The organism is Streptomyces sp. ISL-36, assembly GCF_018614205.1.
Lineage (GTDB): Bacteria > Actinomycetota > Actinomycetes > Streptomycetales > Streptomycetaceae > Streptomyces.
Window position 1 is genome coordinate 16227 of sequence record NZ_JAGGOS010000132.1, and the last position, 25958, is coordinate 42184.

Genomic DNA, 25958 nt, shown 5'->3' on the forward strand with positions numbered 1-25958 from the left:
GGCGCCCTCGGCGCGGGCCGGGGAGGTGTCGCGCGATGTGCGTGCTGACGCCGATGCGCCGCGTACGCGGCGCGCACCCGCTCCACCCCGCACGACACCGACGACGAAGAATTCGAAAACCCTGAGGGGAACACCTCCGTGCCTGCCTCCCGTACCACCCTGCGCCGCTCACTCGCCGCCGCCGCGGCCCTGCCGCTGCTGATCGGCGCGCTCGCCTCCTGCGGCTACGGCTCCCAGGCCAAGAACGACGAGAAGAAGGTGGCGGCCGAGGGCGAGAAGCTCTCCGCCGACAAGGTCCGGCTCGGGTACTTCCCGAACCTGACCCACGCCACCGCCTTGGTGGGCGACCAGGAAGGCATCATCCAGAAGGAGCTCGGCGGCACGCAGCTGGAGGTGTCGACCTTCAACGCAGGCCCCTCCGAGATCGAGGCGCTCAACGCCGACTCGATCGACATCGGCTTCATCGGCCCCTCCCCCGCGATCAACGGCTACACCAAGTCCAAGGGCAACAACCTGCGCATCGTCGGCGGCTCGGCCTCCGGCGGTGTGAAGCTGGTCGTCGACCCGGCGAAGATCAAGACGCCGGCCGACGTCAAGGGCAAGAAGATCGCCACCCCGCAGCTCGGCAACACGCAGGACGTGGCCTTCCTCAACTGGATCGCGGAGCAGGGCTGGAAGGTCGACCCCCAGAGCGGCAAGGGCGACGTCTCCGTGGTCCGTACGGACAACAAGGTGACCCCGAACGCCTACACCTCCGGTGCGATCGACGGCGCCTGGGTGCCGGAGCCGACCGCGTCGAAGCTGGTCACCGAGGGCGCGAAGGTCCTGCTCGACGAGTCCACGCTGTGGCCCGACAAGAAGTTCGTGATCACGAACATCATCGTGTCGCAGAAGTTCCTCAGGGAGCACCCGGACGTGGTCGAGGCGGTGCTGCGCGGTTCGGTGAAGACCAACGAGTGGATCAACGCCAACCCGGACAAGGCGAAGGAGTCGGCGAACTCCAAGCTGAAGGACCTCACGGGCAAGCCGCTCGGCGCGAAGGTGATCGACGCCGCCTGGCCGTCGATCCAGTTCATCGACGACCCGCTGGCCGCCACGCTCCAGGCCCAGGCCGGCCACGCGGTCAAGGCCGGTCTCCTCGAGCAGCCCGACCTGGCCGGCATCTACGACCTGAAGCCGCTCAACAAGGTCCTGAAGGCCGCGGGCAAGCCCGAGGTCGCTGACGCCGGTCTCGGCGTCAAGTAACGCCCGTAGCAGCCGAGTTCCCAGGAGGTGACGACCATGGCCACGACCGCGACGCTCGCCAAGGCCGAGGACCGTGTGGCGGTGACCCATGCCGCCCGCATCGAGCATGTCTCGAAGTCCTTCGGCGGCCCCACCGGGCAGCAGCTCGTTCTCGACGACATCTCGCTCGATGTCGCCCCGGGCGAGTTCGTCACCCTCCTGGGAGCCTCCGGCTGCGGGAAGTCCACGCTGCTCAACCTGGTCGCCGGGCTCGACCGGCCGTCCGCGGGGTCGATCGAGACCCCCGGCGGCCGGCCGGCCCTGATGTTCCAGGAGCACGCCCTGTTCCCGTGGCTGACCGCGGGCAAGAACATCGAACTGGCCCTGCGGCTGCGCGGGGTGCCGAAGTCCGAGCGCCGGCCCGAGGCGGAGCGCCTGCTCGAACTGGTACGGCTCGCCGGCTCGTACGGCAAGCGGGTGCACGAGCTGTCCGGCGGCATGCGTCAGCGTGTGGCGCTGGCGCGGGCGCTCGCCCAGGACAGCGATCTGCTGCTGATGGACGAGCCGTTCGCGGCGCTGGACGCGATCACCCGTGACGTCCTGCACGACGAGCTGACCCGGATCTGGCGGGAGACGAAGCTGTCGGTGCTGTTCGTGACCCACAACGTGCGCGAGGCCGTGCGGCTGGCCGAGCGCGTGGTGCTGCTGTCGTCCCGGCCGGGGCGGATCGCCCGGGAGTGGACCATCGACATCCCGCAGCCGCGCCGTATCGAGGACGCCGACGTGGCGGAGCTGTCCGTCGAGATCACCGAAGAACTGCGTGGGGAGATCCGCCGTCATGGCCAGCACTGAGACGACCACCAAGGCCGACGACCTGGCCGGACTGGAAGCGGGCCTCGACGCGCTCGACGCGGTGCAGGTCAGCCGCACGCCGGTGCGCGAGGTGCTGCTGAAGAAGGTGCTGCCGCCGGTCGTGGCCGTGGCACTGGTCCTGGTGGTCTGGCAGCTCCTGGTGACGGCGAAGGTCACCGACGAGTTCAAGCTGCCGCCGCCGTCCGCGGTCTGGGACAGCCTGTCCACCATGTGGCTGGAGGGCACGCTCCTCGACGTTCTGTGGACCAGCGTGTCCCGGGCGCTGCTCGGCTTCCTGATGGCGCTGGCGATCGGTACGCCGCTGGGTCTGCTCGTCGCCCGGGTGAAGTTCGTCCGTGCCGCGATCGGACCGATCCTGTCGGGTCTGCAGTCGCTGCCGTCGGTGGCCTGGGTGGCGCCCGCGGTGCTCTGGCTCGGCCTCAACGACCAGATGATGTACGCGGTGATCCTGCTCGGCGCCGTCCCGTCGATCGCCAACGGTCTGGTGGCCGGTGTCGACCAGATCCCGCCGCTGTTCCTGCGGGCGGGGCGGACGCTGGGTGCGACCGGGCTCAGGGGCGCGCGGCACATCGTGATGCCGGCCGCGCTGCCCGGCTATCTGGCGGGCCTGAAGCAGGGCTGGGCGTTCTCCTGGCGTTCGCTGATGGCCGCGGAGATCATCGCGTCCTCCCCCGAACTGGGGCTGGGTCTTGGCCAGCTGCTCGAGAACGGCCGGAACAACATCGACATGCCGGGCATCTTCCTGGCCATCATCCTGATCCTCCTCGTCGGCATCGCCATCGATCTGCTGATCTTCAGCCCGCTGGAGCGCGCGGTGCTGCGCAGCCGCGGCCTGCTGGTGAAGAGCTGAGCGGGAAGAGCTGAACGAGACCATGAGCAGCCCTGTCCTCCTTGTCGTCGCCCACGGCAGCCGCGATCCGCGGCACGCGGCGACCGTGCACGCGCTGGTGCGCCGTGCCCGGTCGCTGCGGCCGGGGCTGCGCGTGGAGACGGCGTTCCTGGACTTCAACCTGCCGTCGGTGCCGGGCGTGCTCGACCGGCTCGCGGCGGAGGGGGTTCGGGACGTGGTGGCGCTGCCGCTGCTGCTGACCCGGGCCTTCCACGCGAAGGCCGACATCCCGGCGGTGCTGCGGCAGGCCCCGCCCTCGCTGCGCGTCCGCCAGGCGGAGGTGCTCGGCCCGTCGCCGCTGCTGGTGTCGGCGGTGGAGCGGCGGCTGTACGAGGCCGGGCTCACGCCCGGCGACAAGAGCGCGACCGGGGTCGTCCTGGCCTCGGCGGGCTCCACGGACCCGGAGGCGATCGCAGTGATCGCTGAAACGGCGCGGGAGCTGCGGCGCACCGGTTGGTGCTCCGTGCGGCCTGCGTTCGCCTCCGCATCTCTTCCGAGGACCGAGGACGCGGTCCGGGCGCTGCGCGCGGACGGTGTGCGCCGGGTGGCGGTGGCGCCGTACGTCATCGCTCCGGGCCGGCTGCCGGACCGTATCGCGGCGGGCGCGGCGGAGGCCGATGTCCTCGCGGACGTCCTCGGCCCCTGCCCGGAGCTGGCCCGCCTGCTGATCGAGCGGTACGACGAGGCGCGGATCGACAAGGCGCTGGTGGCGGTCAGCTGAAGTCGAGGCCGCCGGTCCTGGTCCGCTTGAGTTCGAACAGGTCGGAGTGGCCGGCGAGCACCCGGAAGCTGTCGAAGAGTTCGGCCGCCCGCTCGCCGCGCGGGACGGCCCGCAGGACCGGTCCGAACCAGACGGTGCCGTCGACGTGGAGGGTGGGGGTGCCGACGTAGCCGTCGGCCTCCGGGTCCTTGCCGGCGTCGTGGCTGGCGCGGACCGCCTCGTCGTACGTCTCGTCGTGGGCGGCCTCGGCGAGCTCGGCCGGGAGCCCGAGCTCGGCGAGGGAGTCGGCGATCACGGCGTCGAAGTCCGTCTGCTTCTCCTGGTGGATGCGGGTTCCGTACGCGGTGTAGAGCGGGCGCAAAATCTCCTCGCCGTGCTGCCGGGCCGCCGCGGCGGCCACCCGGACCGGGCCTATCGACTTGTCGACGAGTTCCCGGTACCACTCGGGCAGTTCGTTGCCGATGTTGTGGAAGTACAGGCTCATCACCCGGAAGCGCAGCTCGATGTCGCGGTGCTGTTCGACCTCCAGCATCCAGCGGGAGGTGATCCAGGCGAAGGGGCAGGCGGGGTCGAAGTAGAAGTCGACGACGGTCCTGGGCTGCGTCTTGGTGGTGGTCATGCCGTGAGCCTAGCCAGCGGGCCTCCGGAATCGGTGGGCCACTTACGACTCCGTCAACTGGGCCAGTCGGCGGCGGTCAGGAGCGCGTCATCTCCACCAGTTTGACGACGGTGTTCCAGTTGCGGGAGGTGGCGACGAGCCCTCGCATGAGTGCGGGCCGGGAGAGCACTTCCGCGAGCTTCGACCGGCCGAGCCCCTCGGGTGCGTAGAGGTAGAGCGCGCGGTCCCCGAGCCGGAACTCCTCGGGCAGGAAGGCGGCCGGGTCGATCGCGGCGAACCGCTCCGGTCCGACGGGCTGGGAGAAGTACGTGACGTGGAGCTGCTTGCCCTCCAGCTCGGCGGCCGGGAACGGGCAGGCGTCGGCGACGGCGGCGAGGTACTCGCCGCTGCGGACGAGGCAGTCGACGCGGAAGCCGAACCGCTTCTCGAGGGCGTCCTCGACGGCCGTCGTGAGTCCGTCCTCGCCGAGGTCGTCGGCGTCGGTGGTGAAGACGGCGTTGCCGCTCTGCAGATGGGTCCGGACGTTCCGGTGTCCGAGCTCCGCGAGCAGGGAACGGAGCTCCGCCATGGGCACCTTGCGGTGTCCGCCCACGTTGATTCCGCGCAGGAGCAGGGCGTACGTCGTCGTCATGGTCACACGATAAGGCGGCCGCCGCGCCCCGTGGGGGAGGGCGCGGCGGCCGCCGGTCAGGGGGGCGGTGCCGCTACTCGACGATCTTGAGCAGCTTGTTGGCGGTGCCCTGACTGGGGTTGCTGATCTTGTCCGCGGTGGCTCCGGCTATCAGCGCCTGGGCCACCTGGTCCGGGGTGGCGTCGGAGTGCGCCCCGAGGTAGACGGCCGCGGCGCCGACCACGTGCGGGGTCGCCATGGACGTACCGGAGATGGTCTTCGTACCGGTGTCGCTGTCGTTCCAGGCGGAGGTGATGTCCGAGCCGGGCGCGTAGAGATCCACGACGGAGCCGAAGTTGGAGAAGCTGGACTGCTGGTCGTCCTTGGTGGACGAGGCGACGGTGATGGCCTCCTGGACGCGGGAGGGAGAGCCCTGGCCGGCGTCGGCGGACTCGTTGCCGGCCGCGACGCCGAAGGTGACGCCCGAGGCGATGGCCTTCTTGACGGCCTCGTCGAGGGCCGGGTCGGCTCCGCCGCCGAGGCTCATGTTGGCGACGGACGGGCCCTGGTGGTTCTTGGTGACCCAGTCGATGCCGGCGACGACCTGCTCGGTCGTGCCGGAGCCGTTGTCGTCGAGGACGCGCACGGCGACGATCTTCGCCTTCTTGGCGACACCGTGGGCGGTTCCGGCGATGGTTCCGGCGACGTGCGTGCCGTGGCCGTTGCCGTCCTGGGCGGTGTTGTCGTTGTCGACGGCGTCGAAGCCGTCGGAGGCGCGGCCGCCGAAGTCGCTGTGCGAGATCCGGACTCCGGTGTCGATGACGTACGCGGTGACGCCCTCGCCGGCGCCGTCGGGATAGGTGTACTTCGCGTCCCCGGCGGTCTCGGTCTGGTCGACCCGGTCGAGTCCCCAGGAGGGTGGATCGGCCTGGGTGGCGTTGATGGTGAAGGTCTTGTTCTGGACCACCTTGGCGACGGACGGGTCGGCGGCGAGGCGCTTGGCCTCGGTCTCCGAAAGGCCGTTCACCGAGAAGCCGTTGACCGCGGAGTCGTAGCTGCGGCGCAGGGTGCCGCCGTACTCCTTGGCGAGCTCGCCCTTGTCGGCCTTCTCGTCCAGCAGGACGATGAAGCTGCCGTCGACGGCGCCTTCGACGCCGAGTCCGTGGACCGTTCCGAGGGCGGGCGTGGGGGCCGCGCCGGCGAACGAGGTGGTGAGGACGGTCACTCCGGCCGCGGCCGCTGTCGCGGTCGCGACGGCAATGAGCTTCGTCCTGCTGACACGCTTGTGTGTTGCCATGAAGAGGGGTCTCCTCGTCAGGATTTGTGGGGGGTTGGGCCACTGGAAGGAAACTCTCCGGTAGCTGGTTCGAAACCCTGACCTATTGACGAGTGCAAATCAAGGCCTTCATACACCTGTGACTTATTCAACAAGGTTTCTTAATAATAAAGCGGTCAAGTCCGCCCAACTCGGCGCACGTATAAGGCCCCTGGGGTCGCCAGGGGCCTTATACGTGATGTGGGCGGGATTTCAGGCCAGTTCGGCCTGGATGAGCTCAGCGGCCCTTGTCCGCGCTTCAGTCGCGCTGGTAGCGGGCCAGCACCAAGTTGCCGTCCTCAACCAGTCGTTCGCGCAACTCGTCGGCGTCGATGGCCCCGCTGTAGTACTCCTGGAACGCCGGGGTGGCCACCTTGTCCTTCCACTCCGGATAGCCACGGACCGACTGGGCCGGCGCCGAGCGCAGATGCTCGGCGACCGCCGCTCCCGTCGCCCACCCGTCCTTCGCTGTGTGCAGGGACGGGTCCGCGAGCGCCGCCGTGCCGGTCGGCAGCATCCAGTCACCGCGCGCGAGACGGACCATGTTCGAGGGCTGGAGGAAGAAGTCGAGGAACCGAGCCGCCTCCCGCTTGTGGCGGCTGTCCTCGGCGATGGAGAGCGTCTGCGGGCTGACCCCCTGCGCCAGACCGTCCTTGCCCGCGGGCGCGGGCAGCACGATCCACTCGAAGCCCTTCGGCGCCTGCTGAGTGATCTGCTGCCGGTACGAGAAGCCCAGCGGGACCATCGCGTACTTGCCGCCGAAGAAGCCGGGCAGGGTGTCCGAGCCGCCCGTGCCGAGGGTGGAGCGCGAGGCGCTGCGGTCGGTGTTGACCTGGTCGTGGACGGTTCCGGGCACCACGCCGTCGTCCTCGGTGAAGCGGAGGGTGACCTTGCCGTCCGCGCCGCGGTGGAAGAGCTGTCCGCCGGCCGAGAGGCCCAGGTTGAGGCTGACCGAGACCGGTTCCTTCAGCGGCCAGGCGATCGCGTACTTCCCCCTGCCCATGGTCGCCGTCAGGTCCTTGGTGATCTGCCGGAACTCCTCCCAGCTCCAGGGCTTCTCCGGGGTGGGCAGCCGCACGCCGGAGGACTCCAGGATCTTCTTGTTCGCCATGATCACGCGCGGCTCCTGGAGGAAGGGAACCCCGTAGATCCCGCCTCCGAAGGTCGTGCTCTGCCAGCTGCGCGCCGGGATGTCCGACTTCAGCCGTGCGGGAAGGAGCGTGGTCAGATCGGCGAGGTAGCCGCCGTAGGCGAAGTCGGCCAGGTCGTCGGAGGCGTCGTGGATGATGTCGGGCGCCTCGCCGCCCTCGAAGGAGGTGAGGAGCTGGTCGTGGACGGAGTCCCAGCTGCCCTGGACGTAGTCGACCTGGACGTCGGGGTGGGCGGCGTTCCACTCCGCCACCAGCTCCTTGTTGGCGTCGACGGACTCCTGCTGCCAGGCCAGGGACTGGAAGCGGAGCCGGATCGGGCCGTCGTCCCCCTCCCCGTCCCCGGCCCCGGAGCAGCCGGTGAGCAGCAGGGTCAGGACGGCCGCCGTCGCGGTGAACACCCGTACGCGCATCAGGACTTCACCGCCCCGGTCAGCATGCCGCCCGTGATGCGTCTCTGGATGACCGCGAAGACGACGAGCGAGGGGATCGTGGCGAGGAACGCCGCCGCGGCCAGCGGCCCGAGGTCGGCGACCCCCTCCGCGCCGAGGAAGTGGGTGAGGACGACCGGCAAGGTCTGCTTCTCCGGGGTCTTGAGCAGGACGAGCGCGAAGAAGAACTCGTTCCATGCGGTGATGAAGGCGAAGAGCGCGGTGGCGACGATGCCGGGGGCGAGCAGCGGGGCGGTGACCGAGACGAGCGTACGGAGCTTGCCCGCGCCGTCGACGGCCGCGGCCTCCTCCAGCTCGGCCGGGACGGCCCGGACGTACCCCGTGAGCATCCACAGCGCGAACGGCAGCGACCAGACGACGTACACCATGACCAGGCCGAAGAGGCTGTTGATCAGATGCAGGTTCTTGAGGACGAGGAAGAGCGGGATGATCACCAGAACGAAGGGGAACGCCTGGCTGATGACCACCCAGCCGGTGGCGGCCGTGGAGAGCCGGCTGCGGTGGCGGGCCATCACATAGGCCATCGGCGTGGCGATGACGACCGCGATCAGTGCCGCGGCGAGAGCGGCGAGCAGGCTGTTCCCGGCGGCCCGGAGCAGCGGCTGCTCGTCGAAGGCCTGCCGGAAGTTGGCCAGGGTGGGGTCCTCGGGGATCCAGGTGGGGTGGAGCGAGCCCAGCTCGGGGGCGGGCTTGAAGGCGGTGGAGATCAGCCAGACGAACGGGAGGCCGAGGAATCCGAGATAGGCGAGGAGCGCGAGGTACTGCCCGAAGCGCGCGGGCCCGCTGGTGCGGAGGGTGCTCACCGGTCCTGGTCCCCCTTCAGCCGTCCGACGAGGTAGAGGGCGAGGAGTACGGAGATGACGGCGACCATGACGCACCCCATGGCGGCGGCGTACCCGAACTGCCCGTAGCGGAAGGCCTCTTCGTAGGCGAAGAGCATGGGCAGCCGGGTCCGGCCGCCGGGTCCGCCGTTGGTCAGGACGTAGACCAGGGCGAAGGAGTTGAAATTCCAGATGAAATTGAGGGCGGTGATGGCGAGGGCGACCGGTTTGAGGGCGGGCCAGGTGACGGTACGGAAGCGGCGCCAGGCGCCCGCGCCGTCGAGGGCCGCGGCCTCGTGGAGTTCGTGCGGGGTGTTCTGCAGTCCGGCGAGCAGGGCGACGGTGGTCTGCGGCATGCCGGCCCAGATGCCGACGACTATCACGGCCGGCAGGGCGGTGGCGAGGCCGGTGAGCCAGTCACGTCCGTCGCCCAGGCCCAGGTCGCGCAGCGTCTCGTTGAGGATGCCCGCGTCGGGGTTGTACACCAGCCGCCACATGATGCCGACGACGACCTCGGGCATCGCCCAGGGGATGATCGCGAGCGCCCGGGCCAGCCAGCGGAAGCGGAGGTTCTGGTTGAGCAGCAGCGCGAGGCCGAGGGCGAGCAGGAACTGCGGGACGGTGACGCCGACGGCCCAGAGCAGGCCGATCCGGAAGGAGTCCCAGAAGAGCGAGTCGTGCAGCAGGTCCTGGAAGTTGAGCGTGCCCACCCACTGGGTGGGCTGGGTGCGGCCCGACTGGGCGTCGGTGAAGGCGAGGAGGATGCCGTAGAGCAGGGGGCCGACGCTGAGGATCAGGATGGGGATCAGCGCGGGCAGCACCAGGAACCAGGCAGCGTGGTCCTGCCCGGGTCCGGGTCTCTGGCCGGCGGCCGCTGTTCCGCCGGACCGCTGCGTCGCGGTCGCCAAACTCACAGATTCGACCCCTTATGCGCCTTTTGCCACGTTGCATCGGCCTCCGTCATGGTCCTGACGAGTCGTCGGTTCGTCAAGGCAAGCTGCATGGATGCGAGACTTTGGCTGATTCGCACACGCACCGGGTAGAGACGGAGAGACACCCATGGACGAGGCCCGGGCACGGGAGATCCTGGCCGCGGCGGAGCTGCCGGCCCGGGGGCCGGAGGTGCCGCTGCTCGCCCTCGGCGAGAACGCGGTCTTCGCCGCGGGCGATGTCGTGGTCAAGATCGGCAGGGACGCGGAGCTGCTGCCCCGCGCCGAGCGGGAGCTGGCGCTCGCCGACTGGCTCGCTCGGAGCGGCGTCCCGGCCGTACGGGCGGCCGAGCCGAAGCCGCGCCTGGTGGAGGGGCACCCCGTGACGCTCTGGCACCGGCTGCCCGACGCCGTGCGCCCGCCCGAGCCCCGCGATCTGGCTCCGCTGCTCCGGCGGATCCACACGCTGCCGGCGCCCTCGGCCTTCACGCTCCCCCGGCGTGAACTGCTGGGCGGGGTCGAGCGGTGGCTGCGGCTGGCCGGTGACGCCATCGACCCGGCCGACGCCGCCTACCTGCGAGAGCGGCGCGACTCCTTCGCCCCGGCGGCGGCCGCGCTCACCCCGCATCTCCCCCCGGGCCCGATCCATGGCGACGCGCTGCCCCGCAACGTCCATGTCGGCCCCGAGGGTCCGGTCCTCGTCGACCTGGAGACCTTCTCCTCCGATCTGCGCGAGCACGACCTGGTGGTGCTCGCTCTCTCCCGCGACCGGTACGGGCTCGATCCGGCCGCCTACGACGCGTTCACCGAGGCGTACGGCTGGGACGTGCGCGACTGGGAGGGGTGCGCCGTGCTGCGCGGGGCCCGGGAGACCGCGAGCTGCGCCTGGGTGGCCCAGCACGCGCCGACGAACCCGAAGGCGCTGGCCGAGTTCGAGCGGCGGGTGGCCTCGCTGCGGGACGGCGACCCCGAGGTGCGCTGGTACCCGTTCTGACATCATGGCCCCGACCTGGATTTCTGTCGGTGAACGGGGTGTTGGCATGCGGATGGGACTGTCGGACGTGACGCTCGACGTCGAGGTGACCGGCGAGGGCCCGACCGTGCTGCTGGTGCACGGCTTCCCCGACAGCCACCACCTCTGGCGCCACCAGGTGCCGGCCCTGGTCGCGGCCGGGTACCGGTGCGTCGCCCCGACCCTCCGCGGCTTCGGCGCCTCCGACCGGCCCGAGGGCGGCCCGGAGGCCTACCACCCGGCCAGGTCCGTCGGCGATCTCGTCGAACTGCTCGACCGGCTCGGGGCGGACCGGGTGCATCTGGTCGGCCACGACTGGGGTTCGGGGATCGTGCAGGGCCTCACCCAGGCCGCCCCCGACCGGGTGGCCAGTCTGACCATCCTGTCCGTGGGACACCTGGCGGCGATCCGTGACGCGGGCTGGGAGCAGAAGCAGCGGTCCTGGTACATGATCCTGTTCCAGCTCGCGGGGCTCGCCGAGGAGTGGCTCTCGCGGGACGACTTCGCCAACTTCCGGGACATGCTGGGCGAGCACCCCGACGCGGAGACGATCATCGAGCCGCTGCGCGCACCGGGTGCGCTCACCGCCGCTCTGGACATCTACCGGGCGGGCCTGCCGGCGGAGGTGCAGTTCGGCCCGGCCCTGCCGCTTCCCCCGCTGCGGGGCCCGGTCATGGGCGTCTGGTCCACCGGCGACCGCTTCCTCACCGAGCAGTCGATGACCGGAACGGCCAAGCACGTGGACGGCACCTGGCGCTACGAGCGGGTCGAGAACGCGGGTCACTGGCTCCAGCTGGACCGGCCGGAGCGTGTCAACGAACTGCTCCTGGACTTCCTGGCCGAGAACCCGGTCGGCTGACGGCAGCTCCGGCCGCGTTCAGGACGCCACCGGCGCGAGCTCCCGCAGGGGCCACGACGGGTCGACGACCGCGTCCGGGCTGCCCTTGCGCCGGAGGAAGTCCTGGAAGTCCTCGGCCCAGGCGCGGTACCAGCCGATCTGACGCTCGTGCAGCTGGGCCGGGGTGAGTGCGGCGACCGAGGGGTGCCGCTCGGCTATCGCCATGGCCACGCGCACGGCGGCCAGGGCGTCGGCGGCGGCCTGGTGGGCGGTGTCGAGGACCACTCCGTACTCCCCGCAGACCGCCTCCAGGTTCCGCTTCCCCCGGCGGTAGCGGTCGACGGCCCGGTCGATGGTGTACGGGTCGACGACCGGGCCGATCCCGGCGCCGCCGAGCCGATCGCTCAGCGAGGGCAGACCGTGGCGGCGCAGTTCGGCGGAGAGCAGGGTCAGGTCGAAGGCCGCGTTGTACGCCACGACCGGGACGCCCTGCCGCCAGTACCCCGTCAAGGTCTCGGCGATCTCGTCGGCCACCTCGCGGACCGGGCGCCCTTCGGCGGCCGCCCGTTCGTTGCTGATGCCGTGGATCGCGGACGCCTGTGCCGGGATGCGGATCCCCGGGTCGGCGAGCCAGTCCCGCTGCCGAACCACCCGCCCGCCGTGGACGCCGACGATCGACGCCGTCACGATCCGCGCCTCCAGCGGTTCGGTGCCGGTCGTCTCCAGGTCGAATCCGACCAGCTCTTCCCCATGCCAAGCCATCGGGTCCTCCTTACGTGATCTCCCCCGTGGTGCTGAACACCCTCGCACGCGCCACTGACAACGGCCTCGGACGGGCCTCAGGAGACGGGACGGGAGTCGAGCCAGACCGACTCGAACTCCTCTCTGTATGTCTCGAAAAGTCCGTGTTCGCCGTCCCGGCCGTCCGCCCGGCCGGCTCGCACCACGTTCCGCCCGCCCCCGCGCAGCACCAGGACCGGCGCCTCCATACCGCGCGCCCGCCGCAGATAGGACTGGACGACGGCGACCCCGTCGGGGCCGTCCCCGTCGACGAGGTACGCGGTGAAGCGCGGCGTCTCGTCGAAGACATGGATCTGGAAGGCGCCCGGGTCGCGCAGCTTGGAGCGCACCCGCCGCATGTGGAGGATGTTCATCTCCACCGAGCGGCTCAGCTCCCCCTTCTTCAGGCCGAGTTCGCGCTCGCGCCGTTTGACGGCGCTGCTCGCCGGGTTGAGGAAGAGGAGCCGTATCCGGCAGCCGGACTCGGCCAGCCGGACCAGGCGCCGCCCGGAGAAGTTCTGCACCAGCAGGTTCAGGCCTATGCCGGTGGCGTCGAGGCGGCGCGCCCCGCCGAACAGGTCCTCGGCGGGAATCTGCCGCTGCAGCCGCACCCGGTCGGAGTGGACCGAGACCACGTCCGCGTACCGGTCCCCGACCAGGTCCTCGACCGCGTCCACGGGCAGCCGGTCCGCGGACGGCACCGCCGCCCCGCTGCCGAGGATCTCCAGGAGCCGGGCGGAGGCCCGTTCGGACTGGGCGAGGACGGTGAGCGAGAGGGCCCTGTTGCGGGAGACGACGTTACGCGTCACCTCAAGCTCGTCCAGGGCGAGTTCGACCTCGCGCCGGTCGTCGAAGTACGGCTCGAAGCAGGGCCAGTGCTGCACCATCAGCTCCCGCAGCTGCGGAAGGGTGAGGAAGCTGAGGACGTTGTCGTCGGCCGGGTCGAGGAGATAGCCCTTGCGCCGCGAGACCTCGCGGACGGCGACCGCCCGCTGGACCCACTCCTGGCCGGCCGGGCCGGCCGCGGCCACCACCCAGTCCTCGCCGTGCACCGGCTCGTACACCGGGCGCAGGACGGCTGCGACCACGGCCCGCAGCCGCTGCTCGACGAGATTGAGCCAGATATAGGCCCGCCCGGCCCGCTGGGCACGGGTGCGCACCTCGCTCCAGGCCTCGGCGCCCCAATCGAGCTCCGCCCCGATCTCCATCGGCCGGGCGACGGAGACAGCGCCGGGCGGCGCGTCCACGGGGTCCGAGGAGTCCCCCTCGTGACCCGCGTCCCCTGGGGGCAGCTCCAGACCTCCCGAGCTCACCCGCGCACCGCCTCTGCTCCCGAACACCCGATCCGACCGTCTGTCAACGATCAAGGAAGGGTACTCCGGGAGCGGGAGGCGGTGCAGCAGGATCGGCAGGCTCGTGACTCAACTGCCCCTTCGGAACGCCCCGTTCCGGTCGGCGAGATCTGCCGGAGTGAGCGGATTCATAGTGGTTGCTTCCCTGCGTACGAGCACTCCGGCAACGGCGGCGCGAGCGTGAGCCGGTAAGGGGCCGCCTCGTCGGGCATCTCCGGAAGGCGAAGGGACGGCGGTTGACGCCCACGCGGGCCCGGCCGTTGCCGAGCAGGCGAAGGCGTGAGCACCCGAGCCCGCACGAGAGTCGGACCAGCGTCCCGCGGAGCACCCGGACGCATTGTCGGCTCCGTCACCGCACCGCCCCGCGACGCCGGTCCGGCTCGCGGACGGTTCTCCCTGTGTTTCAGACTGGCGGTGGGCGTCGTGGAGAGGAATTCACCCCGCCGGCGGATACGATCGCGTCGCTCCCGGGCAGCGGCACCGAGTTGCCGGCGACCACGGCGGCGGCCACGACCGCTGACGGGATCGTTCGACCCGCGTGTGCCGGTCCCCGCCCAACGGGCCCGGGCCGACGCAGTCGCGCCCGTCACCACCCCCTCCGGATGGCGGTGCACTATTCGTACACTCTTCCGCCCTTTCGTGGCGGTTCCCACCCGTTTCCCCGCGGTCACCCGGTAGGACGGGCCGAAGTCCTAGGAGGTCGCCGCTCTTTCGGGCAGGATTTGGCCGGAGTGCACCCCCACACCCGGATCAGAATGGAAGAGTCTTATCTATGCAGGTCTGGCCGGGACAGGCGTATCCCCTGGGCGCCACCTACGACGGCGCCGGAACGAACTTCGCGGTCTTCTCGGAGACCGCCGACAGAATCGAGCTGTGTCTGCTCCATGACGACGGCTCGGAGACAGCGGTGGAGCTGCGTGAGTCGGACGCCTTCGTCCGGCACGCCTATCTGCCGGGCGTGATGCCGGGTCAACGGTACGGATTCCGGGTCCACGGTCCGTACGCGCCGGAGCGCGGGCAGCGCTGCAACTCGGCGAAGCTGCTGCTCGACCCGTACGCCCGTGCGGTCTCGGGCAAGGTGGACTGGGGCGAGGCGGTGTACGGCTACCACTTCGGGCGGCCGGACTCGCGCAACGACCTCGACTCCGCGCCGCACACCATGAGCTCGGTCGTGGTCAATCCGTACTTCGACTGGGGCGACGACCGTAGACCGCGCACCGACTACCACCGGACAGTGATCTACGAGGCGCATGTGAAGGGCCTCACGATGCTCCATCCGGAGCTTCCGGAGGAGCTGCGCGGGACGTATGCCGGGCTCGCGCACCCCTCGGTGATCGGCCATCTGAAGGAACTGGGCGTCACGGCGCTCGAGTTGATGCCGGTGCACCAGTTCGTCAACGACCACCGGCTGGTGGACGCGGGGCTGGCGAACTACTGGGGCTACAACACCATCGGCTTCTTCGCCCCGCACAACGCGTACGCCTCCTGGGGCGACCGCGGCCAGCAGGTCCTGGAGTTCAAATCGGCGGTACGGGCGCTGCACCAGGCCGGGATCGAGGTCATCCTCGACGTGGTCTACAACCACACCGCCGAGGGCAACCATCTGGGCCCGACGCTCTCCTTCCGGGGCCTGGACAACCCCTCGTACTACCGGCTCGCGAACGACCGCCGGTACTACACGGACACCACCGGGACCGGAAACTCGCTGCTCATGCGGTCCCCGCACGTGCTCCAGCTGATCATGGACTCGCTGCGGTACTGGGTGACGGAGATGCATGTCGACGGCTTCCGCTTCGACCTGGCGGCGACGCTGGCGAGGCAGTTCCACGAGGTGGACCGTCTGTCGTCCTTCTTCGACCTGGTGCAGCAGGATCCGGTGGTCAGCCAGGTGAAGCTGATCGCCGAGCCCTGGGACGTGGGCGAGGGCGGTTACCAGGTGGGCAACTTCCCGCCGCTGTGGACCGAGTGGAACGGCAAGTACCGGGACTGTGTACGGGACCTGTGGCGGGGCGAGCCGCGGACCCTGGCCGAGTTCGCCTCCCGGCTGACCGGCTCCTCCGACCTCTACCAGGACGACGGCCGCCGGCCACTGGCCTCGGTCAACTTCGTGACCTGCCACGACGGGTTCACGCTGCGCGACCTCGTCTCGTACGACGGCAAGCACAACGAGGCCAACGGCGAGGGCAACCGGGACGGGGAGAGCCACAACCGGTCCTGGAACTGCGGCGCCGAGGGCGACACGGACGACATCGGCATCCGGGAGCTGAGGGCCCGCCAGATGCGGAACTTCCTGGCGACGCTGATGCTGTCGCAGGGCGTTCCGATGCTCAGCCACGGCGACGAGTTCGGGCGGACGCAGGGCGGCAACAACAACGCGTACTGCCAGGACAACGAGGTCTCCTGGGTGCGGTGGCCGGAGCCGGGTGCCGAGGAGGAGGGCACGCTCCTGGAGTTCACCCGGGCGATGGTGCGGCTGCGGCGCGACCACCCGGTCTTCAGACGCCGCCGCTTCTTCCACGGGCGTCCCGTGGAGGGAACGCACGACGAGCTCACGGACATCGCCTGGTTCACGCCGGAGGGCGAGGAGATGACCTCGCGGGACTGGCAGGCGGCGCACGCGCAGGCGCTGACGGTCTTCCTCAACGGCAACGCGATCTCGGAGCCCGGACCGCAGGGGGAACGGATCGCGGACGACTCCTTCCTGCTGATGTTCAACGCGTCCTCGCAGGAGCTGGAGTTCGAGGTGCCGGTCAATCACGGCCAGACCTGGCGCGTGGTCGTCGACACCTCCCACCCGGAGGGCATCCCGCCCCAGGAGGGCCCCAAGGTGGCGGCGGGCGAACGGGTGACGCTGGCGCCGCTGAGTCTCACGGTGCTGAGACGGCCGGCGTAGTCGCCCGCTCCTGACTCCGGTACCCGGTCCGTACCGTCCAGGACAGCACCGCGCACGCCACGGCCGCGCCCACCGCCACCGCGAAGGCGGCGGGCGCGCCGTGGCTGTCGGCGAGCCGGCCCGACAGGGCCAGGGCGACTGCCTGGCCGCCGACGATCCCGCTGGTCAGGAAGGCCATGGACTCGGCGAGACGGGTTGCGGGGACGGTCCCTTCGGTGAGGCCGAAGACGGTGATGAGGTGCGGCGCGTAGGCGGCGCCGAGGACGATCACGACCGCGTAGAGCGCGGCGAGGGAGTCGACGAGGACCAGGGGGACGGAGAGCACGACGAGCGCGGCGGTCGCGACCCGCCAGCGGGTGGGCAGTCCGATCCGCGCGGGTACCGCGGCCATCGAGAGGCCGACGACGGCGCTCATCACGCCCATGGCGGCATAGACGAGACCGGCCTGGGCGGGCGCGCCGAGCTTCTCGGTGAGGGCGGTGATCCCGGCCTGCGAGGCCCCGAACATGGCGCCCTGCAGCACCATCGTGACCCGAAGGGCGTGCGCGGACCTCGGCAGCCGCGCCCGTACGGCGGCGCCCGTACGGGTGGCGGTGCGGGGGGCCGCGCGGGCCGCCGTACCGCCGGCTGTGCCCCGCGTCTTCGGCACACTCACGGTCTCCGCCGCACCGGCCGTCTCCCCCGCAGCCGCCACCTGCGCCACAGCCGTCTTCTCCGCCGCAGCCGCCGACGGATGCAGGGCGAACGCCGTGCCGCAGGTCGCCAGGAGCGCCGCGGCAAGGAGCAGGGCCGCGGCCGGGTGGGCGAGGGCGGCGGCGAGGCCCACCAGCGCCGGCCCGAGGACGAACGAGACCTCGTCGAGCGTGCCCTCGAACGACAGCACCGTCCCCACCAGACGGTCGTCCGCCCCGGAGCGCCGGGCCAGGGCGACCGACCGGGTCCGCGCGAGCGGCCCGACCTGCGGGACGGTCGCGCCGGCGAACGCCCCGAGCAGGACCAGCCAGCCGGTCGCCGCGTGCCCGAGCGCCGCGATCACCAGCGCGGCGACGGCCACCGCGTTGGCCAGGGACGCGGCGAGGACCACCCCGCGCTGCCCACGCCGGTCGGCGAGCCGTCCGATGACCGGCCCGGCGACCGTCTGCCCCGCCGCGAGCGCCCCGCCCGCGAGCCCCGCCGTGGTCAGGGATCCGCTCGTCTCGGCGACCAGGAGCAGACTGCCGAGCTGGCACATGGCGGTGGGCAACCGGCCCAGGAAGGAGACCACGGGAAGCACGGGCCCGAGCAGCGACAGGGTGTCGCGATACATCCGAAGCATCACGTGAACGTAACGCGATGCACACGAATGGACGCATGAGGCGATGACACAGAAGCCTCCCAGGCGGGTACGTACGTTCGCATGACGCCCTCGCCCACCGCCTCGACGGTTCCCACCGCCACCTACCGGCTCCAGATCCAACCGGAGTTCCCGTTCTCGGCCGCCGAGCGGGCCGTCCCGTATCTCGCCGGACTCGGGGTGTCCCATCTCCATCTCTCGCCGGTCCTGGAGGCCGTGCCCGGCTCGGGGCACGGCTACGACGTCACCGATCACCGCACGGTCCGGGCCGAGCTGGGCGGCGAGGAGGGCCTGCGGGCGCTCGCCGCGACCGCGCGGTCCCACGGTCTCGGTCTGGTCGTGGACCTGGTCCCCAATCACATGGCCGCCTCGCCCCGGCACAACCACGCCCTGCGCGCGGTTCTCCGCGAGGGGCCGGACTCCCCCTACGCCCGCTGGTTCGACATCGACTGGGCGGCCGGGGACGGCCGGATGCTGCTGCCCGTCCTGCCGGCCAGGCTGCCGGAGGTGCGGGAGCGGATGCGGGTCGCCGACGGCGCGCTGCACCTCGACGGGCAGGAGTTCCCGCTCCGCGAGGGCACCGAGGGGCTGCCCCTGGCCGAACTGCTCGACGCGCAGTGGTACCGCCTCGCCTGGTGGCGCCTGGCCCGCACGGAGCTCAACTACCGGCGCTTCTTCACCATCTCGGATCTGATCGGGGTACGGGTGGAGGACCCCGAGGTCTTCGCGGCGACCCACGGGAAGATCGTGGAGCTGGTCAGGGACGGGGTGATCGACGGCCTGCGGATCGATCACCCGGACGGGCTCGCCGACCCCGAGGGCTATCTGGAGCGGCTGCGCGAGGCGACGGACGGCCGGTGCTGGACGGTCGTGGAGAAGATCCTCACCGGTACGGAGCCGCTTCCGCCGACCTGGCCGGTCGCGGGGACCACGGGCTACGACGCCCTGCGGTACGTGGACGGGGTCTTCGTCGACCCCGCCGGCGCCGACGAACTCCTAGACCTCTACCGGGAGTTCGCCGGCAGGGCCGGGGACAGGGGCGGCTACTGGGAGGCGACCGCCCGGCGCGCCGCGTACAAGGTCGTGACGCACGAGCTGGCGGCGGAGACCGCCGCCCTGACCCGGATCGCCGGACGGATCTGCGCCGCGGACCCCGATCTGCGCGACCACGCGCCCTGGGCGCTGCTGACGGCGATCCGTGAACTCCTGGTCCGCGTCCCGGTCTACCGCACCTACCGGACCGGCGGGGAGAGCGTCATCACCCCGGACGCGGCCCGTGGGGCGAAGGCGGCCTTCGCGGTGCCGGAGGAGGCCTCGGCCGTCGACACCGTACGGGACCTGGCGCTCAGCCGGCTCGGCGAGGGGCCGGAACACCAGCTGTTCCGGGCCCGGTTCGAGCAGACGTCCTCCGCGCTGCGCGCCAAGTCCGTGGAGGACACGGCCTTCTACCGCTACACCCCACTCCTGTCGGCCAACGAGGTGGGTGGCGACCCTGGCCGCCCCGCCGTGGCGCCCGAGGAGTTCCACGCGTACTGCCTGCGGCTCGCCCGGGACTGGCCGGCCACCGGGACCGTCCTGACCACGCACGACACCAAGCGCAGCGCCGACGTCCGGGCCGGGATCGCCGTGCTGTCCCAGTGCCCGCGCGTCTGGGCCGGCCTGCTGGAGGAGGTGGCCGGGGTGCCCGCGCCCGACCCGCATCTGGCGTGGACGGCGTGGCAGACCGCGTTCGGGTTCGGCACCCCGGACGCCGCGCGGCTGGGGCCCGCGGTGCTGAAGTCCGTACGGGAGGCGGGGCTGCACACCAGCTGGACGGAGCCCGATCCGGCGTACGAACGGGCCGTGCACGACTTCGTGGCGGCCGGGCCCGGCCGGATTCCACTGCGGGCCGCGTCCGAGGCCGCCTTCGCCCTGGAGCCGCACATCCGCGCCCATGTCCTCGGCGCGGCCCTGGTGCAGCTGACGATGCCGGGGGTGCCGGAGCTGTACCAGGGGACGGAACGGGAGTACCGGGCTCTCGTGGACCCCGACAACCGGCGGCCGTTCGCGGTCGGTCCCGACGACGAGAAGACGGCGGTGGTCCGCGCGGTCCTCGCGCTGCGGCGGCAGCACCCCGATGTCTTCGGCGAGGCGGGAGGCTACGCCCCGCTGGCCGCGAGCGGGCCCGCGGCCGGGCACTGCCTGGCCTTCGCCCGCTCCGAGGAGGTCGTCACGGCCGTCACCCGGCTGCCGCTGCGACTCGCGGAGGCGGGCGGGTGGCAGGACACGGAGCTGTCGCTGCCACCCGGGCCCTGGTTCGATCTCCTGGACGGTGTACGGGAGTTCACGGGCGGCGCGGTCAAGCTGGCCGAACTCTTCGCCGAACGTCCGGTGGCCCTGCTCAGCCGCCGGGCCGTACGAGAAGGGTCCGTGGAGCGCGGGTGATCAGGCCGGCCCGCTCGGGCCGGAAGCCGTCGGCGAGACGCAGCCGGGGCATGGTGTCGAGCAGGGCGCGCAGGGCGTACTCGGCTTCGAGCCCGGCGAGGAGGACAGCGGGGCAGGCGCCGCCGCCATAGGTGAGCTGGCCGGGGTCGTCGCGCTGCGGGTCGTAGCGGTCGGGGTCGCGGAACCGTTCCGGGTCCCGGCCGGCCGCTCCGATCAGCAGGGCGACGGACTCCCCCGCCGGGATGGTGCCCCCGCTCACCCGGACCTCGGCGCAGGTGCGGCGCACGGCGATCTGGACAGGCGGGTCCCGGCGGAGCGACTCGGTCCAGGCACGCGCGATCCGGCCGGCCGGGGCGTCCTGGAACGTCGTGGCCCACGCGCGGTCGGCGAGCACGTTGGCGAGGAAGGAGGCCAGGGCCTTCTCCCGTACCGAGATCTGGCCGGTGCACTGGCCGGCGAGCGCGGAGGCGGCCCGGCCGCGCACCAGGCGCATCATGTCGCGGTAGGGCACGCCGACGGCGGCGGCGACGGTTCCGGCGGGCAGCCGGTGGCAGAAGTCGGCGACCAGGTCCACCTGGGGCCGGTCGACGAGCCGGCGGGCGAGGACGTACGCCGTGCGCGCGGTGACGCTGCGCAGCTCGGCCTCGTCGACCTCGACGTGGGACTGCGCGCAGGGCGGGTCGCCGGGCCGGTGGCCGTGGGTGAACCGGGCGTCGGTGAGGGCGGCGGCGACATCGGCGTACCGGCTGAGGACCCAGGCTCGCAGCAGCGGATCGTAGGTGAGCGGGAACTCCTCGCGCAGCACACGATGGACGCCGTGCGGGTCCCGCGTGACGCCGGGGTCGAGCGGGCTGGGCGCAACGGTCCGCGCCACGGCCGCCTCGGCCGTCGTGGGCCGGGCGGTCCTGGCCCGCGCGGCGGACGGTGTCGTGGGCACGGAGCGAGGTCGGGGAGACAGCGGGGGCGCAGGCGTCGGCCCCATGGGCGGGAGCTGCGCCCAGCCGTCCTGCCGTATGCCCTGGTTCGACTCGTCGCTCATCGCGCCCCCTGTCGGTCCGCTTGTTCCGCGGCCCGAGGTCTTGGCGCGCGTCCCCCCACCCCACCACCGGCCGGCAGTCATCGCATCCCGTAAACCGCCGAACGAGTGAAACATCGGTGCTGTCAGCCCTCGCCGCTAAGGTCATCGGCGATGCGTTCGAATACCCGGAGGAGAGTGCAGGAGATGGAATGTTGAGACGGGGGGGCACCCGTTGGGCAGTCGCGTTGATCTCGGCGGTACTGGCCGTCGGCGTATTGCCGCAGTCGGCTTCCGCCGCCACGGTACCGAACGGGGAGGTCGTGCCGGCCACGATCACGCCGATCACACCTGGCAAGTCCTGGGTGCTGACGTCGACCGAATCGGGAGTCGTCCCTCAGGACCACCGGACCGCGTTCGCGCAGAACATCGCCGCGGCCGAGGCCCGCGGGGTCCAGCGGGTGGGAATCGCTGAGGTTCTGGGAGATCTGAACGTCTCCGCGCGGCCCCTGTGTCATGCGACGAATGTCGCCGACGCCGAGGGGTTCTGTTGGAACGACGCCTGGGGCGACGACAGCAAGATGGAATTCGTCCCGCAGGGCCTGACCGGATCGGGTGAGTCCCGGCACAACCAGCAGCTCGTGGGCGACAGGCGGATCGTCGTCAGCAGTTGGTACAGCGGTGACCCGCATCCGACGTACAACAAGGAAGACCTCATGCGGGTCACGTTCGCGGACGTGACCGACCCCGCGAATGTGCGCTACCGCCACACCCTCCTGGTGACGCCCACCGCATCGGGATTCACCAATCTCCGCGGTCACGCCAATTCGGTGACGTGGTACCAGAATTACCTCTACGTCTCCACCGCCGCCGGTCTGGCGGTCTTCGACCTGACCAGGATCTGGCGCATGGAGGAAAGCGCAGGCGGCGTCGGAAGCTCTGGCGGTACGAATTCGGCCGCCTGGCACGCGTACGCCCTTCCTCAGGTCGACCGCTACCAGCATCTCCTCGAAGCACCGAACGACCCGGGGTGGGACCCGAACAACCCCCGGTACAAGCCGGAGAACAGCCCGACGTACTCCCCGGCGAATTGCGGGTCACAGTTCGGCGATCCTCCGTGCTTCGCCGGCATCTCCCTGGACGACAGCGGCGCCGAGCCGGCTCTCGTCACCACGGAGGTCGGCGAGATCCCTGATCACGAGCATCAGACGTTCGGCACCAAGAGGTCGATCGTGCGATGGCCGCTGAACGAGGCGACCGGCCTGCCGGCAGCGAAGGCCGATCACATCGTCCGCCCTGCGGGTGCGTACGAATCGACCGTCAGCGGCGCACAGGGCGTCGCCATGAACCGGGGTCGCGTCGTCGTGTCGGCGGCTTGCCCCGAATTCGTCGCACTGGAGACCCGGATCGCCAGCTGTCTCTACCACGCGTGGCCCGGAGAGCCGGTACGCCTGTGGACCCGTACGGGCATCTACGCACAGAACGTCTCCTACTGGCCCACTACCGACGAGCTGTGGACGATCAACGAAGCCCCGGGTGACCGTACTGTGTTCCACACCCGCTGGCCCAAGCCCGAGATACCGCTGCGCTCCCTCACCGGCACCTGGGGCGACCTCACGGGTGACACGGTGCCCGACCTGCTCGCCGTCCGACCCGACGCATCCCCGTCGGCGCCGGCCGGCAACGGGAACCTCACGCTGTACCCGGGAGCCGCGAACGGCGTGGGCGCCCGCACCTCCATCGGGACGAACTGGAACTCCATGCGTCTGGTGTCCGGGATGGGACGCCTCGACTCCGACACATGGCCTGACGTCCTCGCCGTGGACGACGCCGGTGCGCTGTGGCTGTACCCCGGGGCCAAGGGCGGGCTCGGCGCCCGGGCCCAGATCTCCACCGGCTGGGGCGTCGTCCGGGCCATGACCGGAGTCGGCGACCTCACCGGCGACGGACAGCCCGACCTCATGGCCGTGTGGAACGACGGCACCGCCCACCTCTACCCCGGCAAGCCCGGCGGCCTGGGCACACGCGCCCAGATCGGTGTGAGCTGGAACAGCATGCGGCTCTTCTCCGGGGTGGGTGATCTCAGCGCCGACGGCCGTCCGGACGTCCTCGCCGTGGATGAGGCCGGTGTGCTGTGGCTGTACCCAGGCACGCCGTCCGGGCTCGGTGCCCGGACCCAGGTCTCCACCGGCTGGGGCATCGTCCGGGTCATGACGGGAGCCGGGGACCTCACCGGCGACGGACAGCCCGACCTCATGGCCGTGTGGAACGACGGCACCGCCCACCTCTACCCCGGCAAGCCCGGCGGTCTCGGCACACGCAGTGCCGTCGACCTCGGCTGGGGAACGCCGCAGGCCTGAGAGAACCGGGGGGTGGGGGCGGCTCTGCCGTCCCCACCCCCCGGTCGCCTCAGACCTGGGCCATCTCCCCTGTCCCCCTGCCGGACAGCGTCACCGACACGGAGGCGGTCGGGCGGGCCGGCCGTACCGGCCACCATGCCCGGTCGCCCAGCAGGGCCATCGCCGACGGCAGGATCACCGCGCGGAGCACGATCGCGTCGAAGAGCACGGCGACCGTCAGACCCACCGCTATCTGCTTCATCTCGATGCGGTCGATGAAGAGGAAACTGACGAAGACCGACACCATGATCACCGCCGCGCTCGTCACCACGCTCGCCGAACCGGCGATCCCGTCCACCACCGCCTCCCGCGTCGGCACCCCGCGCCGCACCGCCTCCCGGATCCGGCTGACCACGAAGATCTGGTAGTCGGTGGAGAGTCCGACCAGGATCGCGAAGACCATCAGCGGCGTGCGGGAGCCGACGAAGCCCAGCGACTCGAAGCCGAGCAGGCCTTCCGCCCAGGTGCCCTGGAAGACCAGGGTGAGCACGCCCCAGGACACCAGCACGGCCGCCAGGTTGAGCAGCGTGCCGAGCGCCGCCGCCACGACCGAGCGGAACGCCGCGTACATGACCGCCAGTGTCGCCAGCGAGACGAAGAGGACCACCCACGGCAGCCGCCGCTCCTGGTGGGCCGCGTAGTCCGCGCCCGCCGCGATCTCGCCGGACACCGCCCACTGCGCCCCGGGCGCGCCTGCGACGGCGGCGGGCAGCAGCCGCTCACGTACGCGCTCCAGGGAGCGGCTCGCCTCCGGCGAGTTCGCCGCGTACGGCACGGGCAGCGCGAGCAGCGCCGTGCGCCCGTCCTCGGCGATCCGCAGCCGCGGCGCCCGGTCCTGGGCGAAGAGCGCGTCGCCGCGCGTGGCCGCGGCCAGCTTCCGCAGCGGCGCGGCCGGGTCCTCTCCCCGTACGAGGACGAGGTGGGCGGGCCCCTCGGAGGGGAAGGCCGCCACGAGCCGGTCGTACGCGGCGACGGCCGGGATGCTGTCCGGGAAGGTCTCCTTGCCCTCGGTGCCGAGCTTCATGGAGAGCGCGGGTGCGGCGAGGGCGACGGTCGCGACGAGTCCGGCGGCCAGGGCGACCAGCGGACGGCGCACGACGGGCCGCAGCACCGCGGCCCACATCCGTCCCTCGGCGCGCCGGCCCTTTCGACGGGCGCGCCGGCCGCCGTCCATCCGGTGAACGAGCAGGGCGAGCAGGGCGGGCAGAACTGTCAGCGAACCGCCCACGGCGACCAGCGTCACCAGGATCGCCCCGGTGGCGATGGAGGAGAAGACGACGTCCCCGACGAGGTACAGGCCGGCGAGCGCGAGGGCGACGGCGAGACCGGAGTCGACGACGGCCCGTCCCGAGGTCGCGGCGGCCAGTTCGACGGCCCGGGCGTGGGAGATCGTGGCGCCGGAGCGCTCGCGCTCCTCGCGGGCCCGCTTGAGGTAGAAGAGCGAGTAGTCGACGCCGACGGCCATGCCCATCATGAAGATGACGCTGAGCGCCGCGCCTCCCGCGTCCGGGAAGACCCAGGACGCGAGCCCGTACAGGCCGACCGCGCCGGCGAAGGAGAAGAGGGCGAGCAGGACCGGGACACCGGCGGCGAGGACGGCGCCGAAGACGACCAGCAGGATGAGGAAGGTGACCGGGAGACTGATCATCTCGGTCCGCCCGAGATCCTGGCCCTGCTTGTCGTTGACGGCGACGGAGATCGACGCGCTGCCCGTCTGCTCGATCAGCAGCCCCGGATGCGCTTCCTGGACGGCGGCGGTCTGCGCGAGCAGGGCGTCGACGTCCTGCTTGGCGGTCTCCTTGTCCCCGCGCAGGGTGACCGCGACCCGTACGGCGTCGCCGCCCCGGGCGACGACCGGCTCGGCGACCGACTCGACGGCGGGCAGCGCCGCCATCCGGCCGCGGATCTCGCCCGCGGCGGCCGCGGGCTCCCCGGGCCCGGCCGTCCCCTCACCGGCGGTCCCCCCACCGGCCGTCCCGCCACCGGCCCTGCGCTCGATCAGCACCTGCTCGACCGGCGGCGGGGTGAGCCCGCTGCCCGATGCCATGGCCTCGGCGCGCCCGGCCTCGCCGACCCAGAAGTCCGCGAAGGAGCCCTTGTTGGTGCCCACCGCGGCCCCCGCGCCGATGCAGACCGCGAGGAGGAACACCCACCCGGCGATCGCCTTCAAGGGGTGGGTGGCGCACCACTGTGCGGTGCGGACCGTCACCGGAACTCCGCTGTTCCGGACCTGCTGACCTGTGCTTCTCATAGCGACCAGCCTCCCGTCGGAGGCGGCGGGCGGTCACTGGTGGACTCCGGTGTACGACCG

20 protein-coding genes are annotated in these 25958 nt (G+C 71.5%); 9 read left to right on the forward strand and 11 right to left on the reverse strand.

What is annotated here, in order from left to right:
• Window positions 1–138 precede the first annotated feature (138 nt).
• The 4 genes from J7E93_RS30145 to J7E93_RS30160 are packed head-to-tail and all read left to right on the forward strand — an operon-like array spanning window position 139 to window position 3707.
• Window positions 139–1245 carry an aliphatic sulfonate ABC transporter substrate-binding protein gene (locus tag J7E93_RS30145; protein WP_215073182.1) on the forward strand — a complete coding sequence of 369 codons (1107 nt, stop codon included), beginning with the start codon at window positions 139–141 and terminating at the stop codon, window positions 1243–1245.
• Between the two features lie 36 nt (window positions 1246–1281).
• Window positions 1282–2076, forward strand: coding sequence for an ABC transporter ATP-binding protein (locus J7E93_RS30150; RefSeq protein WP_215073183.1), 795 nt, complete (start codon window positions 1282–1284; stop codon window positions 2074–2076).
• A complete protein-coding gene (locus J7E93_RS30155; protein WP_215073184.1) occupies window positions 2063–2947 on the forward strand; it encodes an ABC transporter permease in 885 nt (294 codons plus the stop codon). Before J7E93_RS30150 ends, J7E93_RS30155 begins: the two co-directional genes overlap by 14 nt.
• 22 nt (window positions 2948–2969) lie before the next feature.
• Complete coding sequence (locus tag J7E93_RS30160; RefSeq protein WP_215073185.1) at window positions 2970–3707, forward strand: sirohydrochlorin chelatase; 738 nt, start codon at window positions 2970–2972, stop codon at window positions 3705–3707.
• Here the strand turns inward: J7E93_RS30160 and J7E93_RS30165 are convergent.
• The 6 genes from J7E93_RS30165 to J7E93_RS30190 all read right to left on the reverse strand — a co-directional run bounded on the left by J7E93_RS30165 (window position 3700) and on the right by J7E93_RS30190 (window position 9586).
• Window positions 3700–4326: a DsbA family protein gene (locus J7E93_RS30165; protein ID WP_215073186.1), complete on the reverse strand. Its 627-nt coding sequence runs from the start codon at window positions 4324–4326 to the stop codon at window positions 3700–3702. The genes J7E93_RS30160 and J7E93_RS30165 overlap by 8 nt on opposite strands.
• 76 nt (window positions 4327–4402) lie before the next feature.
• Window positions 4403–4957, reverse strand: a complete 555-nt coding sequence (locus J7E93_RS30170; protein WP_215073187.1) for a DUF1697 domain-containing protein — start codon at window positions 4955–4957, stop codon at window positions 4403–4405.
• Between the two features lie 73 nt (window positions 4958–5030).
• Window positions 5031–6233: a S8 family peptidase gene (locus J7E93_RS30175; RefSeq protein WP_215073188.1), complete on the reverse strand. Its 1203-nt coding sequence runs from the start codon at window positions 6231–6233 to the stop codon at window positions 5031–5033.
• Between the two features lie 277 nt (window positions 6234–6510).
• Window positions 6511–7812, reverse strand: a complete 1302-nt coding sequence (locus J7E93_RS30180; protein ID WP_215073189.1) for an ABC transporter substrate-binding protein — start codon at window positions 7810–7812, stop codon at window positions 6511–6513.
• Entirely contained in the window at window positions 7812–8654 is an 843-nt protein-coding gene (locus J7E93_RS30185) for a carbohydrate ABC transporter permease (RefSeq protein ID WP_215073190.1), read from the reverse strand. The genes J7E93_RS30180 and J7E93_RS30185 overlap by 1 nt, the downstream gene beginning before the upstream one ends.
• A complete protein-coding gene (locus tag J7E93_RS30190) occupies window positions 8651–9586 on the reverse strand; it encodes a carbohydrate ABC transporter permease (protein WP_215073191.1) in 936 nt (311 codons plus the stop codon). The genes J7E93_RS30185 and J7E93_RS30190 overlap by 4 nt, the downstream gene beginning before the upstream one ends.
• A 145-nt stretch (window positions 9587–9731) precedes the next feature.
• On the opposite strand from J7E93_RS30190, the gene J7E93_RS30195 reads away from it, so the two are divergent.
• Together J7E93_RS30195 and J7E93_RS30200 are read left to right on the forward strand one after the other, a co-directional pair.
• Window positions 9732–10595, forward strand: a complete 864-nt coding sequence (locus J7E93_RS30195) for a phosphotransferase enzyme family protein (protein ID WP_215073192.1) — start codon at window positions 9732–9734, stop codon at window positions 10593–10595.
• A gap of 46 nt (window positions 10596–10641) precedes the next feature.
• Entirely contained in the window at window positions 10642–11472 is an 831-nt protein-coding gene (locus J7E93_RS30200; protein WP_215073193.1) for an alpha/beta fold hydrolase, read from the forward strand.
• 18 nt (window positions 11473–11490) lie between these two features.
• On the opposite strand, the gene J7E93_RS30205 is transcribed toward J7E93_RS30200, so the two are convergent.
• Window positions 11491–12213: a 3'-5' exonuclease gene (locus tag J7E93_RS30205; protein WP_215073194.1), complete on the reverse strand. Its 723-nt coding sequence runs from the start codon at window positions 12211–12213 to the stop codon at window positions 11491–11493.
• 77 nt (window positions 12214–12290) lie between these two features.
• Window positions 12291–13544, reverse strand: coding sequence for an SAV2148 family HEPN domain-containing protein (locus tag J7E93_RS30210; protein WP_215073195.1), 1254 nt, complete (start codon window positions 13542–13544; stop codon window positions 12291–12293).
• A gap of 811 nt (window positions 13545–14355) precedes the next feature.
• On the opposite strand from J7E93_RS30210, the gene glgX reads away from it, so the two are divergent.
• Entirely contained in the window at window positions 14356–16476 is a 2121-nt protein-coding gene (gene glgX, locus J7E93_RS30215) for a glycogen debranching protein GlgX (protein WP_215073196.1), read from the forward strand.
• On the opposite strand, the gene J7E93_RS30220 is transcribed toward glgX, so the two are convergent.
• Complete coding sequence (locus tag J7E93_RS30220; RefSeq protein WP_215073217.1) at window positions 16451–17782, reverse strand: MFS transporter; 1332 nt, start codon at window positions 17780–17782, stop codon at window positions 16451–16453. The genes glgX and J7E93_RS30220 overlap by 26 nt on opposite strands.
• 90 nt (window positions 17783–17872) lie before the next feature.
• Between J7E93_RS30220 and treY the strand changes: the two genes are divergently transcribed.
• Complete coding sequence (gene treY / locus J7E93_RS30225) at window positions 17873–20233, forward strand: malto-oligosyltrehalose synthase (RefSeq protein WP_215073197.1); 2361 nt, start codon at window positions 17873–17875, stop codon at window positions 20231–20233.
• Here treY and J7E93_RS30230 read toward each other — a convergent pair.
• Window positions 20190–21272, reverse strand: coding sequence for a cytochrome P450 (locus tag J7E93_RS30230; protein ID WP_215073198.1), 1083 nt, complete (start codon window positions 21270–21272; stop codon window positions 20190–20192). The genes treY and J7E93_RS30230 overlap by 44 nt on opposite strands.
• Before the next feature lie 299 nt (window positions 21273–21571).
• Here J7E93_RS30230 and J7E93_RS30235 point away from each other — a divergent pair, with 299 nt between their 5' ends.
• A complete protein-coding gene (locus J7E93_RS30235) occupies window positions 21572–23608 on the forward strand; it encodes a VCBS repeat-containing protein (protein ID WP_215073199.1) in 2037 nt (678 codons plus the stop codon).
• A gap of 49 nt (window positions 23609–23657) precedes the next feature.
• Here J7E93_RS30235 and J7E93_RS30240 read toward each other — a convergent pair whose 3' ends face one another.
• Window positions 23658–25898 (reverse strand): MMPL family transporter, encoded by a 2241-nt coding sequence (locus J7E93_RS30240; RefSeq protein ID WP_215073200.1) that lies wholly within the window; start codon window positions 25896–25898, stop codon window positions 23658–23660.
• Window positions 25899–25958: the final 60 nt, after the last annotated feature.

Coding starts and splice junctions, on each gene's coding strand:
- J7E93_RS30150 (WP_215073183.1), top strand. CDS start 1,282: ATGGCCACGACCGCGACGCTCGCCAAGGCCGAGGACCGTGTGGCGGTG.
- J7E93_RS30155 (WP_215073184.1), top strand. CDS start 2,063: ATGGCCAGCACTGAGACGACCACCAAGGCCGACGACCTGGCCGGACTG.
- J7E93_RS30160 (WP_215073185.1), top strand. CDS start 2,970: ATGAGCAGCCCTGTCCTCCTTGTCGTCGCCCACGGCAGCCGCGATCCG.
- J7E93_RS30165 (WP_215073186.1), bottom strand. CDS start 4,326: ATGACCACCACCAAGACGCAGCCCAGGACCGTCGTCGACTTCTACTTC.
- J7E93_RS30170 (WP_215073187.1), bottom strand. CDS start 4,957: ATGACGACGACGTACGCCCTGCTCCTGCGCGGAATCAACGTGGGCGGA.
- J7E93_RS30175 (WP_215073188.1), bottom strand. CDS start 6,233: ATGGCAACACACAAGCGTGTCAGCAGGACGAAGCTCATTGCCGTCGCG.
- J7E93_RS30180 (WP_215073189.1), bottom strand. CDS start 7,812: ATGCGCGTACGGGTGTTCACCGCGACGGCGGCCGTCCTGACCCTGCTG.
- J7E93_RS30195 (WP_215073192.1), top strand. CDS start 9,732: ATGGACGAGGCCCGGGCACGGGAGATCCTGGCCGCGGCGGAGCTGCCG.
- J7E93_RS30200 (WP_215073193.1), top strand. CDS start 10,642: ATGCGGATGGGACTGTCGGACGTGACGCTCGACGTCGAGGTGACCGGC.
- J7E93_RS30205 (WP_215073194.1), bottom strand. CDS start 12,213: ATGGCTTGGCATGGGGAAGAGCTGGTCGGATTCGACCTGGAGACGACC.
- glgX (WP_215073196.1), top strand. CDS start 14,356: ATGCAGGTCTGGCCGGGACAGGCGTATCCCCTGGGCGCCACCTACGAC.
- J7E93_RS30220 (WP_215073217.1), bottom strand. CDS start 17,782: ATGTATCGCGACACCCTGTCGCTGCTCGGGCCCGTGCTTCCCGTGGTC.
- treY (WP_215073197.1), top strand. CDS start 17,873: ATGACGCCCTCGCCCACCGCCTCGACGGTTCCCACCGCCACCTACCGG.
- J7E93_RS30230 (WP_215073198.1), bottom strand. CDS start 21,272: ATGAGCGACGAGTCGAACCAGGGCATACGGCAGGACGGCTGGGCGCAG.
- J7E93_RS30240 (WP_215073200.1), bottom strand. CDS start 25,898: ATGAGAAGCACAGGTCAGCAGGTCCGGAACAGCGGAGTTCCGGTGACG.